The 13,106-nt window shown below is 69.4% G+C and carries 8 protein-coding genes and 2 pseudogenes; 3 read left to right on the plus strand and 7 right to left on the minus strand.

All coding sequences use genetic code 11. The features are described from left to right. Positions 1–41: 41 nt before the first annotated feature. From AC5Y4Z_RS03290 to AC5Y4Z_RS03320, 7 genes and pseudogenes are all read right to left on the minus strand, one after another. Entirely contained in the window at positions 42–788 is a 747-nt protein-coding gene (locus AC5Y4Z_RS03290) for an ANTAR domain-containing response regulator (protein WP_499960856.1), read from the minus strand. A gap of 47 nt (positions 789–835) precedes the next feature. Then, complete coding sequence (locus AC5Y4Z_RS03295; RefSeq protein ID WP_499960857.1) at positions 836–2,392, minus strand: succinic semialdehyde dehydrogenase; 1,557 nt, start codon at positions 2,390–2,392, stop codon at positions 836–838. 79 nt (positions 2,393–2,471) lie between these two features. Then, on the minus strand, positions 2,472–3,200 hold the full coding sequence (locus AC5Y4Z_RS03300) for a VldE C-terminal domain-containing protein (protein ID WP_499960859.1): 729 nt from the start codon (positions 3,198–3,200) through the stop codon (positions 2,472–2,474). A 49-nt stretch (positions 3,201–3,249) separates the two neighbouring features. Then, positions 3,250–3,570, minus strand: a complete 321-nt coding sequence (locus tag AC5Y4Z_RS03305) for a DUF732 domain-containing protein (protein WP_499960861.1) — start codon at positions 3,568–3,570, stop codon at positions 3,250–3,252. An 11-nt stretch (positions 3,571–3,581) separates the two neighbouring features. After that, complete coding sequence (locus AC5Y4Z_RS03310; protein ID WP_499960862.1) at positions 3,582–3,956, minus strand: DUF732 domain-containing protein; 375 nt, start codon at positions 3,954–3,956, stop codon at positions 3,582–3,584. Positions 3,957–5,160: 1,204 nt separating this feature from the next. Beyond that, positions 5,161–5,997: pseudogene (locus AC5Y4Z_RS03315) on the minus strand (serine/threonine-protein kinase); the annotation flags it as partial. A 946-nt stretch (positions 5,998–6,943) separates the two neighbouring features. Then, a pseudogene (locus tag AC5Y4Z_RS03320) lies at positions 6,944–7,927 on the minus strand (serine/threonine-protein kinase); the annotation flags it as partial. An 88-nt stretch (positions 7,928–8,015) separates the two neighbouring features. Between AC5Y4Z_RS03320 and AC5Y4Z_RS03325 the strand changes: the two are divergent. Genes AC5Y4Z_RS03325 through AC5Y4Z_RS03335 form a run of 3 tightly spaced genes read left to right on the plus strand, consistent with a single transcriptional unit; the run spans position 8,016 to position 13,075 of the window. After that, a complete protein-coding gene (locus AC5Y4Z_RS03325) occupies positions 8,016–9,821 on the plus strand; it encodes an N-acetylglutaminylglutamine amidotransferase (RefSeq protein ID WP_499960864.1) in 1,806 nt (601 codons plus the stop codon). After that, positions 9,818–11,605, plus strand: coding sequence for an N-acetylglutaminylglutamine synthetase (ngg, locus tag AC5Y4Z_RS03330; protein WP_499960866.1), 1,788 nt, complete (start codon positions 9,818–9,820; stop codon positions 11,603–11,605). The genes AC5Y4Z_RS03325 and ngg overlap by 4 nt, the downstream gene beginning before the upstream one ends. Then, the gene (locus AC5Y4Z_RS03335; protein WP_499960867.1) at positions 11,606–13,075 is read left to right on the plus strand and encodes an MFS transporter; all 1,470 of its coding nucleotides are present in this window, start codon (positions 11,606–11,608) and stop codon (positions 13,073–13,075) included. The last annotated feature ends 31 nt before the right edge of the window (positions 13,076–13,106 follow it).

Below are 13,106 nucleotides of genomic sequence, written 5' to 3' on the forward strand. Positions count from 1 at the left end.
GTGTAGTAGAAGGTTGCAATGGCACGAGAGGCCCGCGCCGCTCAGCTTCCGCGCGGCGGATGATCCAGGGCGATGAGCTTCTGGGCGATTTGCTCGAGCCGGGTGTTGGTGTCTTGCGAGATTTTCGACAGCAGTGTGAACGCGGCGGCGGCGTCGATGTCGAATCGCTCCATCATGATGCCCTTGGCTTGGCCGATCGTGTCTCGCGTCTCGATCGCCCGCCGCAGTTGCTGATTTTCTGCGATCAGCGCCCGCTGGCGTTCGCAATGGCGGGAGTTTTCCACGGCGCTGATGCCCGCGAAGGTGTGCAACAGTTCGGCGGCGGTCCACGATTCGCTTCGGTCGACAGCGTTGGCCAACTGGATCAGCATTTGTTTGCTGTTCGAGATTTCTTCGACGCAATGCATCACACCGACCAGCTCGCCGTGGTCGACCAACGGGGAGTTAACGGGACTCCACACCTTGGGCAAGAATTCGTCCGGGGCGGCGGGATCGCGAATGTCGTAGCGCTGTATCCGCATTTTGTCGGGGCGGCCCCTGCGCATCGTGCTCTCCAGGGAGGCGGCGAGGTTCGACGTGCCGCTGGCCTGCGGGTCGTTGGGGTTGTCGGGGAACGCGTCGAAGAGGAATTGCCCGGGCAATTCACCGTGTTCGCGCAGCGTGACTCGCTCATAGGCCCTGCTCGCCGCCCGGATTCGCAGCTCGCGATCGAGCAGCAAGAAGCACTCGCCCGAGGAGTTTCGGATCATCTCCCGGGCCGCCGCATCGAAACGCCGTTGAGAATGCACCGCCTAAGTCAATACCCCGACGCGTAGGCGTCCAACCCCGACGATCGTTACTTGCGGCCGGGCAGCTTCATCACCGTGCGCACGATGGGCAACAGCGACTTTTGCCAGAGGGTTCCGGGAATGCCGAATGGCGCGTCGAGATTGAACACGCGCGCCGTCGCGATCGTCTGCGATTCGGTGTACTTCAGCAGGCCCTCGGGGCCGTGCCTGCGGCCGACGCCCGATATCCCCATCCCGCCCATCGGCGCGCTGAGGCTGCCCCACGCAAACGCGTAGCCCTCGTTGACATTCACCGTCCCCGAGCGCAGCCGGGCAGCGATCTGTTGGCCCTCCGCGGTGGAGCCGGCCCACACGCTGGCGTTGAGCCCGTACTCGGTGTCGTTGGCCTTGTCGACGGCTTCGTCCGCGTCCGCGACGGGGTAAATCGAGACAAGCGGCCCGAACGTTTCGTTGGCCGCGCACTCCATTTCCGGCGTGACGTCGGTCAGCACGGTCGGCTCGTAGAACAGCGGCCCGACGTCCGGGCGCGGCCTGCCACCCGCAATCACCTTGGCGCCCTTGGCTTTCGCGTCCTCCACATGATCGGTGACCGTCTCCAGCTGTCCCGCGGAGATCAAGCTGCCCATGTCGACCGAGAAGTCGTACGCGGCGCCGAGCTTCATGTTCCGCACCGCCTCACCGAACCTGCGCGTGAAGTCGTCCGCGATGTCCTTTTCGACGTAGATCCGCTCGATCGAGATGCACAGCTGGCCCGCGTTCGAGAAGCACGCGCGGGTGGCCGCTTTGGCGACCTTCTCGAGGTTGGCGCCCCGCGTGACGATCATCGCGTTCTTTCCGCCGAGCTCGGCGGAGAACCCGATCAGCCGGCGGCCGCAGTGTTCCGCGAGCCGGCTGCCCGTCGCCGACGATCCGGTGAACATCAGGTAGTCGCAGTTGTCGGTGATGGCGGTGCCGACGACGTTGCCCGGGCCCGGCACGACGGCGTACAGCGCCCGCGGCAGTCCGGCCTCGTACAACAGCTCGGCGCACGCGAGCGCGCAATACGGCGTCTGGCTGTCCGGCTTGAGCACCACCGCGTTGCCGGCGAGCAGCGCGGGCACCGAGTCCGACGCCGTGAGCGTCATGGGGTAGTTCCACGGCGAGATCACGCCCACCACGCCCTTGGGCTGATAGCCGACCGTGGTCTTGCCGATCGCGGGCAACAGCGCCTGCACCCGGCGCGGCTTCAGCAGGCCCGCGGCGACACGCACGTAGTAGTTGGCGTTGGCCATCAGGTCGACGATTTCCTCCTGCGCCGCCCAGCGGGCCTTGCCCGCCTCGGCTTGCAGCAGGTCCATGAGGAACTCGCGGTTCGCCACGACCAGGTCGCGGTAGCGGCGGATGACGTCGACGCGCTCGTCCACCGGGCGTTCGGCCCAGTCACGCTGCGCCGCGCGCGCTTCGGCGAACGCGGCATCGACGTCCTCGGCCGTGCCGATCGGGATGGTGGTCAGCGGCCGGCCCGTGAAGACCTCGTCGATCGTGCGGGACGGCCGCTCGCCGATGTCTTTGATCGCGGCCAGCTGTCGCAAGCGGTCGAAGACCTCGGCTGACGGTGCGGGCATCTCGTTACCTCCCCAGTGCGCACCCCTTGAGCAGGTGCATCCAGACGCCAGCCTATGCGGCGCCGAGGGGGTCAGCCGATCACTGCGGCGGCGACGGGGTCATCGAGGCGATGTAGTAGGTCTCGTGCCCGGTCGGGTATCCGCCGCCGTTGGTGGCGATGTGGACGTGGTCGTAGTGGTTGAGGGTCTCGTTGCCGTAGTCCGCCGTCCAGCTCGGCGCGCCGACGCCCGGATAGATCTTCTGCCGCCAGATCACGTGGTTGATTCCCCAACGCTTCGCGTTCGCCAGCGCATACCCGGCGATCTGATTGCCCAGCGCGATGCCCTCGGGGGAGGAGTGATTCGGGATCATCACGTCGATCGCCAGGCCGTTGGGGTGCCACGGCAGCGGATCCTCCCGGTAGCCCCCGATGGTCTTGATCTCCGGGAAGAGCACGCTGATGACGCGGGCCGCCCAGATGGTCTTGACCTGCAACCGCTGCTCGGGCGCCACGCCGGGCGGCAACGGAATCTGGAATGGCTGGGCCGCCGCGGGCGCGCCCGCCGCCAGCTGTTCCACCTCCGCGGGGCTGGCGATCTGCGGCCCCGGGCCGCCCGGCTGCGGCGCGCCCGCGGGGGCGGGGGCCGGACTCGCGGCCGGTGCGGGAGCTGGAGCCGGCGCCGGTGTTTGGGTGCAGCAGGCGGGCTTTGCGCCTTCCGCGTGTGGGGGTTTGGTGCCCTGGGCGTAGATCAGGGCGGCCGAGACCACGAGCGAGGCCGCCAACGCCAACCACCGGCTGCGGCCGATGGCTAACACCCCTTTAACCACCACAGCAGCTTAGCGCCGCGCGCGACGCCGGCGGCAATCTTTTCCCGGCTTAACCCGTCGAAGACTTGTATTGCGGGCAATAGGCGGACGCCGACGCCCCGAGGAAGAAGCCGGCTTGTTTGGCCGACAGGTTGGCGTCCTTCATCAGCTTCATCACCAGCAGGGGTCGCGTCGTGCCCTGGTCGAGCAGGGCACACACGTCGCGGCCCAGCTGGATCGTGGCGCCGCGGTCGGGCACCGGGATGTTCTGGCCGGCGAGGGCCGCCACGAACGCGTCGTCGCTGGAATCCGCGGCGGCCGGCGTCACGCACAGCGGCCCGGCGACGGACAACGCGGCCGCCACGACCATCGACCAGATCCGAAAGCCCACGTCCGGGACGCTCACATCATCGGGGGAAATGGCACCAGCCAGTTCAGCGAATCGTCGGTATTGCCTTTGTATTGCGGGCAGTAGGCGGCCACCGAGACGCCGACGAAGTAACCGGCCTGCCTGGGCGACAGGTCGGTGTCCTTGACGATGCGCATCGCCAGCGCGGTCGACGGCTGGCCGTTGTCCAGGCCGGTACACACCGTGTGGGCCATCGACAGCGCGGTGTCGGGGTCGGACATGGTGATCCCGTTCTTGGCGAGCGCGCCGAGGAACGCGTCGTCGGTGGGATCCGCGGCCGCCGGGGCCGCGCCGAGCAGCGCGGCGACCGACAGCAGGGCCGCGCCGCATGTCGACCACTTCGCGGCCCCTGCGTTCGTCCGGGACATGGCCACCCCCTAGGCGGGTGAATCGGCGTCACGTCAAGAGTGACTTAGTTGAACGTTAGCCGAAATTTGAAAGTCAGTGGGGGCGGCCCGCGTAGACGGGTGGCTCTTTGGTGAGGTCGACGAAGCTGTCGACGCGCATGGTGTTGCGCATGGTGGTCGGCTGGGAGTTGACCTGCACCTGCGCGGAGTAGTTGATCGTCCCCGTGACGTGAACCTTCATGGCGTTGGGGTCCAGGTCGTAGTTCATGTCCTGGGTGCTTTCGATGTTCTCGATCTTCAGTGTGTCGTAATTGATTCCGTGGCCGCCGGTGAACTGGCACCCGCCCGGCGGGCAGCACCCCGCCGGCGGGGCCACCCCGGTGAAGCAGGAGTGGAACTTGGTGTCGACGGCGGCCAGGGAGGCCTGGCGCCCGGCGTCGTTGAGTGCGACGGTCGGTTGGATGCTGGGCCGGTTGTTCGTGTCGGCGAGGGTCTCGAGCAGCAGCGGTCTCGTCGGTGCGGTGATGTCGATGTAGCGATTGGTCGACGAAACCTGGGGCGTGCCCGGGAAAACCGAGACCGGGTTCGCGCCGTTGGTCCCGACCCCATAGATCGCAACGGTTTTCATCGCTTCGTCGGCGTTGGCCGGTTTGTCGATCGTCACCGCGATGGTGGTGACGTCCAGCTTCCACTGGCCGTCCTTTTTGCGCGCCCAGATCACCGTTTTCGACGGCGTGGCACCGAAATTCGCGGACATCACCAGGCGCTGGCCGTCGGGCTCGGCGCCCTGGTCCTGGGCGGCGTCGTTGGTGACGACGATGTCGGTGATCGGCGTGGTGGCCAGCTGCGCCCGCAACACCTTGTCGGTGAGCAGTTGCGGGGTCGGTGGCTGCTGCGCGCCCAGCGCCAGCGCCGCGTGCGAGTCGCCGACGGCGAGAGCCTCCAGGTAGTGCTGCCCGGCCAGCCGCGCGGTCTCGCGATCTTGCGCCGCGTGTTTGGTCGCGTTGTCGGCGGTGATCTTGTTCGCCGCGAACGTTCCCACCCCGGCCAGCACGGCGAGCGCCACAAGCGCCGAAACAACCGACAGCACAACGCGTTTGCGGCGCCGCCGCGGCTGGGGAATACCGCCGAACGGCGGAAGCGGGAGCGGGGGCGGCGGTCCGGGCGGCACCGGATGCCCGACGGGAACGGGCGGGGGGCGGTTGGGAATCGGTGTGGTGGTGCGCAGTTGGTTGGCTAGGGCGGTGGCGAAGTCGGTGCTGCGGGGGTAGCGGTCGGTGGGGTTTTTGGCCAGGGCGCGGGCGAAGACGTGGTCGGTGGCCGCGAGGTCGGGGCGCAGGGTGCCCGGTAGTGGAGGTGGTTGGGTGAGGTGGGCGCTGATGACGGCCACGGGGCTGGGGTTGGCGAACAGTTTGGTGCCGGTCAGCAGGTGGTAGGCGGTGGCGGCCAGGGAGTATTGGTCGGCGCGGGGGTCGAGTTGGTGGCCCAGGAGTTGTTCGGGCGAGCAGTAGTCGACGGTGCCCACGGTCATGTTGGTGGCGGTCAGTCCGGTGGTGTCGTCGACGGGTCGGGCGATGCCGAAGTCGCTGAGCATGATTCGTGGGGTGCCGCCGTCGTCGGGGTGGCTGATCATGATGTTGGCGGGTTTGACGTCGCGGTGCAGCAGGCCGCGGTGGTGGGCGTGGTCGAGGGCCGCACCCACGGCGGTGGCGATGTCGGCGACCTGGGCCGGCGGCATGCCGGTGGGGTAGTGCTGGGTCAGCAGGGCGCCGATGTCGGGGCCGTTGACGTAGTCCATGGTGATCCACAGTTGGCCCTCGAACTCCCCCCGGTCCTGGACCCCGACGATGTGGGGGTGCCACAGGGCCCCGGCCAGGTCGGCCTCGCGGTTGAAGCGCTGCTGGTAGTCGGGGTCGGCCGACAAGTCGGCGCGCAACACCTTCAGGGCCTCGAACCGGGGCAGCCGAGGGTGGCGCACCAGATACACCTCGCCCATGCCCCCGGCCCCCAACAGCCGCATCACCGTATAGCCGGCGAACCGCGCCCCCTCACTCAACGGCATGGCCGCATCCTAAACGCCGCAGCGGGCTGGATCGGCGCAATCCGTGTCAGCTGTGGCCGGCGGTGCGGACGAACACCGGCGGATCCTTGGTCAGGTCCACCGTGCCGACCGGTATCTGGCTCACCGTGTAGTCGGAGATACCGGCGGCCCTGCCGTGATAGACGATGGTGCCGCTGGTGGTGACCGTCATCGTGTTGGGATCGAAGTTGAAGGTCACCTTGCTGAAATCGCCGTTGCCGTCGACGATCACGGTGTTGTTGCCGGTGTCGAGCGTCGAGCAGTCGGGGGGCGGCGCCACGCCGCGCAAGCAGTGCCGCGTCCAGTTGTCCAGCGCCGCCTTGGTGGCCTGACGCCCCGCGTCGTTGAGCGTCGCCACTGGTTGGATGACGGGACGGTCGGCGGCGCCGGTCAGCGCGTCGAGCAACGCGGGCTGCGCGTGGGCGGTGATGTCGATGGTGGGATTGCTCGACGAAACACCAAGTGCGCCAGGGAATACCGCGACCGGCGACGTCCCGTTGGTGGCCACACCCCACAGGGCCACCGCCTTGAGCGAGGCGTTGTTCGATCCCGGTGTGCCGATGTCGACGGCGACGGTGGTGTTGTCGAGCTTCCACTCGCCGCCCTTGCGGTGCACGCCGACACGGGCCTGCGACAGCGTCGGCCCGAACTTGGCCGACAACATGACGTACTGCACGTTGGCCGGGTCGTCGCCCGGGCCCGCGGGTGCCGCGGTCACGGTGATCGCCGTGATGGGGGCGGCGGTGAGCTGGGCGCGCAGCACGTCATCGGTCAGGAATTGCGTCGTCGCCGGCGGGGTGGCGCCCAACGCGAGCGCGCCCGCGGCGTCGCCGCGCGCAAGGGCCTCGAGGTAGCTCTGTCCGACCAGCCTGGCGGCTTCCTGCTGCTGCGGGCCCGCCTGCGGCGAACGACCATGGTGGCCGCCGATTCGCGGCAGCAGCAGCACCGCCGCGACCACCAACGCCGCCACCGCGGCGGTCACCGATGACGCCGCCAGCACGCGACGCCGCCGCGGCCGCGGCACCGGGGGTGCGGGTGCCGGAGCGGGCGGGCGCGGGTGTTGCGGCCTGGTGCGCAGTTGGTTGGTCAGGGCGGTGGCGAAGTCGGTGCTGCGGGGGTAGCGGTCGGTGGGGTTTTTGGCCAGGGCGCGGGCGAAGACGTGGTCGGTGGGGGTCAGGTCGGGGCGCAGGGTGCCCGGTAGTGGGGGTGGTTGGGTGAGGTGGGCGCTGATGACGGCGACGGGGCTGGGGTTGGCGAACAGTTTGGTGCCGGTCAGCAGGTGGTAGGCGGTGGCGGCCAGGGAGTATTGGTCGGCGCGGGGGTCGAGTTGGTGGCCCAGTAGTTGTTCGGGTGAGCAGTAGTCGACGGTGCCCACGGTCATGTTGGTGGCGGTCAGTCCGGTGGTGTCGTCGACGGGTCGGGCGATGCCGAAGTCGCTGAGCATGATTCGTGGGGTGCCGCCGTCGTCGGGGTGGCTGATCATGATGTTGGCGGGTTTGACGTCGCGGTGCAGCAGGCCGCGGTGGTGGGCGTGGTCGAGGGCCGCACCCACGGCGGTGGCGATGTCGGCGACTTGGGTCGGGGGCATGCCGGTGGGGTAGTGCTGGGTCAGCAGGGCGCCGATGTCGGGGCCGTTGACGTAGTCCATGGTGATCCACAGCTGGCCCTCGAATTCCCCCCGGTCGTGCACCCCGACGATGTGGGGGTGCCACAGGGCCCCGGCCAGGTCGGCCTCGCGGTTGAACCGTTGCTGGTAGTCGGGGTCGGCCGACAGGTCGGCGCGTAACACCTTCAGGGCCTCGAACCGGGGCAGCCGCGGGTGGCGCACCAGATACACCTCGCCCATGCCCCCGGCCCCCAACAGCCGCATCACCGTATAGCCGGCGAACTGCGCCCCCTCACTCAACGGCATGGCCGCATCCTAAGACCCGGCGCGGTCGAAACCGCCCGCCATCGGCCGCGCGACGTGCTCTGGGACGGGTCGCGGTAGGGTCGAGGAGATGTGTGGAGTCACCGGTGAGGTTCGACTCGACGACCGGGTTCCCGACGTAGCGGCCGTAGCTGCGATGGCCGCCGTGATGGCGCCCAGGGGGCCGGACGCGGCGGGCGCCTGGTCGCAGGGCCGCGTCGCGCTCGGTCATCGTCGCCTCAAAATCATCGACCTGACCGAAGCCGGCGCCCAGCCGATGGTGGACGCCGAACTGGGCCTGACGATCGCCTGGAACGGCTGCATCTACAACTACAAGGAGCTGCGCCGCGAGCTCACCGGGCACGGCTACCGGTTCTTTTCGCACAGCGACACCGAGGTGCTGCTGAAGGCCTACCACCGCTGGGGCGACGACTTCGTCAGCCACCTGCACGGGATGTTCGCCTTCGCCATCGTCGAACGCGGCAGCGGCCGGGTGCTGCTGGGCCGCGACCGGCTCGGCATCAAGCCGATGTACCTCACCGAGGACGGGCACCGGATCCGGTTTGCCTCCAGCCTGCCGGCGCTGCTGGCCGGCGGCGGGGTGGACAGCCGGATCGACCCGGTCGCGCTGCACCACTACATGACGTTCCACTCCGTGGTGCCGGCGCCGCTGACCATCCTGCGCGGCGTGCGCAAGGTCCCGCCCGGGTCGCTGGTCGCCCTCGAGCCCGACGGCCGCCGCACCGAGACCACCTACTGGGCGCCGGACTTCACCCGGCGCGGCGAGCGTTCCGACTGGTCCGAACGCGACTGGGAGGACGCGGTGCTCTCGGCGCTGCGGGTCGCCGTCGAGCGCCGGCTCGTCGCCGACGTCCCCGTCGGCTGCCTGCTGTCCGGCGGCGTCGACTCCAGCCTGATCGTCGGGCTGCTCGCCGAGGCCGGCCAGCACGGGTTGTCGACGTTCTCCATCGGCTTCGAGTCGGCCGGCGGCGTCGAGGGTGACGAGTTCCGCTGGTCGGACATCATCGCCGAGCGGTTCGGCACCGACCACCACCAGATCCGCATCGGGACCGACCGGATGCTGCCGGCGCTGGACGGGGCGATCGGCGCGATGAGCGAGCCGATGGTCAGCCACGACTGCGTCGCCTTCTACCTGCTCAGCCAGGAAGTGGCGCGCCACGTGAAGGTCGTGCAGTCCGGCCAGGGCGCCGACGAGGTGTTCGCCGGCTATCACTGGTACCCGCCGATGGGCGCGCCGGCGGCCGCCACGCTGGACGGGGCGGTCGCCCAATACCGCGGCGCGTTCTTCGACCGCGACGCGGCGGGCGTGCGGGCGATGGTGGGGCCCGGTTACCGCTCGGAGGGCGATCCCGCCGAGCGTTTCGTCAGCGAGCACTTCGCGCGCGCCGGCGCCGAGACCGGCGTCGACCGCGCCCTGCGCCTCGACACCACGGTGATGTTGGTCGACGACCCGGTAAAGCGGGTAGACAACATGACTATGGCGTGGGGATTGGAGGGCCGGGTCCCCTTCCTCGACCACGAGCTGGTCGAGCTGGCGGCCACCTGCCCGCCCGGGCTGAAGACCGCGCACGACGGCAAGGGTGTGCTCAAACAGGCTGCGCGACGGGTGATTCCGTCGGAGGTCATCGATCGGCCCAAGGGGTACTTCCCGGTTCCCGCGCTGACCCACCTCGAGGGGCCCTACCTCGACCTGGTGCGCGACGCGCTCTACGCGCCGGTCGCCAAGGAGCGCGGGTTGTTCAACTCCGACGCCGTCGACGCGCTGCTGGCCGACCCCAACGGCCGGCTGACCCCGCTGCGCGGCAACGAGCTCTGGCAGATCGCGCTGCTGGAGCTGTGGCTGCAGCGACACGGTGTGACCGGGCAGGCCGCATGACCGTGATGGACCATCCTTCGGAGGACCATACCGAGGCCATCACGCTGGGTCTGCACGACGCCTCGCCGCCGGAGTTGGTCGAGGCGATGGCCAAGGACGTCGAGCTCGAATTGGGTTGGGGCCGGCTGATTTTCGGCCAGACCTTCGCCGACGCCCACGAGCTGGTCGAGGCGCTGCGCCGGGAGGGGCCGGGGCGGCGCGACATCTGCATCTACGCGCGCGAATCCCACGTCGTGGTCGCCGAGGCGCCGTCGGAGCTGTTCATCGACCCCAGCCACACCTACCGGCTGCGGTTCACCGATTCGATGAAACCCGAAGACCTGTCGCCGTCGCCGCTGGGCGTGACGGTGCGCCCGCCCAACGACCCGATCGACGCCGACGCGATGAACCGGGTCTATGTGCGTTGCGGCATGGTCCCGGCGGGCGTCGACGTGATCTGGAACAACCACCTGAACGTGCCGGCGGTGACCTATCTGCTGGCGGTGCGTGACGCGGACGGCGCGGTGGTGGGCACCGTGACCGGCGTCGACCACGAGTTGCTGTTCTCCGACCCAGAGGAGGGGTCGAGCCTGTGGACTTTGGCCGTCGACCCGGGCGCCGGGCTGCCCGGGATCGGCGCCGCGCTGACCCGGGCGCTGGCCGAGCACTACCGCAACGCGGGACGCGCCTACATGGACCTGTCCGTGGCGCACGACAACGCCGCCGCCATCGGGCTTTACGAAAAGCTGGGCTTCCGCCGCGTGCCCGTGCTGGCGATCAAGCGCAAGAACGCCATCAACGAGCCGCTGTTCAGCCCGCCGCCGGAGACGGTCGACGACCTCAACCCCTACGCGCGGATCATCGCCGACGAGGCGTTGCGCCGCGGGATCTGGGTCGAGGTCCTCGACGCCGAGACCGGGGAGATGCGGCTCACCCACGGCGGGCGCGCCGTGCTCACCCGGGAGTCGCTGTCCGAGTACACCTCGGCCGTCGCGATGTGCCGATGCGACGACAAGCGCCTGACGCGGCGCCTGGTCTCCGAGGCGGGCATCACCGTGCCCCGCGCCCGGCTGGCCACCTTCGACGACGGCGACTACAACTTCCTGGCCGAGGTCGGCGAGGTCGTCGTCAAACCCACCCGCGGCGAACAGGGCAAGGGCATCACCGTCGGCGTCACCGCGGACAACGGTCCCGACGACCTCGGCGCGGCGCTGGCCCGGGCCCGCAAGCAGTACCCCGACGTGCTGATCGAGCAGCGGGTGGCCGGCGACGACCTGCGGCTGGTGGTGATCGACGGACGGGTGGTCGCCGCGGCGCTGCGGATGCCGCCGGAGATCATCGGCACGGGGGAGCACACCGTGCGGGATCTGATCGCGGCCGAAAGCCGGCGCCGCTCGGCGGCCACCGGCGGCGAGTCGAAGATCCCGATCGACGACCTCACCGAGTCGACGGTCGCCGAGGCCGGCTGGACGCTGGACAGCGTGCTGCCCCAAGGGACCCGGCTGCGCGTGCGGCGCACCGCCAACCTGCACCAGGGCGGCACCATCCACGACGTCACCGCCATCGTGAACCAGGAGCTGTGCCGGGTCGCGGTGACCGCGGCCGAGGCGATCGGCATCCCCGTCACGGGCATCGACCTGCTGGTGCCCGACGTCACCGGCGCCGAGTACGCCTTCATCGAAGCCAACGAGCGACCGGGGCTGGCCAACCACGAACCCCAGCCCACCGCAGCGGCTTTCATCGACTACCTGTTCCCGGGCCACCCCGGTCAGCCGCCGGCCTGGACTCCCGAGGAATCGCGCTAGATGAGCGGGGGCGTGCAGACCGGGACCATCACCACCCAGGTGCCGGCGCGGCTGGACCGGTTGCCCTGGTCGAAGTTTCACTGGCGGGTCGTCATCGGCCTGGGCGGCGTCTGGGTCCTCGACGGGCTCGAGGTCACCATGGTCGGCAACGTGTCGTCGCGCCTCACCGAGAAGGGCAGCGGCATCGCGCTCGACGCCGCGCAGATCGGGACGGCCGCGGCGTTCTACATCGCCGGGGCCTGCCTGGGCGCGTTGTTCTTCGGGCATCTCACCGACCGGTTCGGGCGTCGCAACCTGTTCATCCTGACCCTGGCCGTGTACCTGGTCGCCACCGTGGCAACGGCTTTCGCCTTCGCGCCGTGGTATTTCTTCATCGCGCGCTTCCTCACCGGCGCCGGGATCGGCGGTGAATACGCCGCGATCAATTCGGCGATCGACGAGCTGATCCCCGCCCGCGTGCGCGGCCGGGTGGACCTGGTGATCAACGGAACCTACTGGCTGGGTTCGGCCGCCGGGGCGGCCGGCGCGCTGGTGCTGCTGGACACGTCGAACTTCCCGGCGAACATCGGCTGGCGCCTCGCCTTCGGCATCGGGGCCATCTTCGGCATCTTCGTGCTGCTGGTCCGGCGCAACGTGCCGGAGAGCCCGCGCTGGTTGTTCATTCACGGTCGCGCGCGGGAAGCCGAGCGGATCGTCGGCGACATCGAGAGCGAAGTGCAGCGCGACCGCGGCGAAGCGCTGCCCGAGCCCGAAGGCCGCCCGCTCAAAGTCCGCCAGCGCGAGACGATTTCGTTCCGCGAGATCGCCCGGGTGGCGTTCACGCTGTACCCGCGGCGCGCGGTCCTCGGCCTGTCGCTGTTCATCGGGCAGGCGTTCCTCTACAACGGCGTCACGTTCAACCTCGGAACGCTGCTCAGCGGTTTCTACGGGGTGCCGTCGGCCAAGGTGCCGGTGTTCTTCATCCTGTGGGCGCTGAGCAATTTCCTCGGGCCGCTGGCGCTGGGGCACCTGTTCGACAGCGTCGGCCGCAAGCCGATGATCACCGCGACCTATATCGGTTCGGCGGTCGTGGCCGTCGTGCTGGCGGTGTTGTTCGTGACCGGGACCGGCGGTGCGTGGACGTTCATCGCCGTGTTGGCGGTGGCCTTCTTCCTGGCGTCGGCCGGCGCGAGCGCGGCGTATTTGACGGTCAGCGAGATCTTCCCGATGGAGACGCGGGCGCTGGCCATCGCGTTCTTCTACGCGGTGGGCACGGCGATCGGCGGCATCACCGGGCCGGTGCTGTTCGGGCAGCTGATCAACTCCGGCGAACGCGGCCAGGTGGTGTGGTCGTTCCTGATCGGGGCGGCGGTCATGGCCGTCGCGGGGCTGGTCGAGCTGTGGCTCGGCGTCGCGGCCGAGCGCCGCCCGCTGGAGGAGCTGGCGCTGCCGTTGACGGTGGCCGACGCCGAGCGCGCGGACGCCGAATAAGGGCGGTATAGAATATCGACAACGATCTATA

The sequence above is a fragment of the Mycobacterium sp. NGS63 genome, assembly GCF_059812295.1.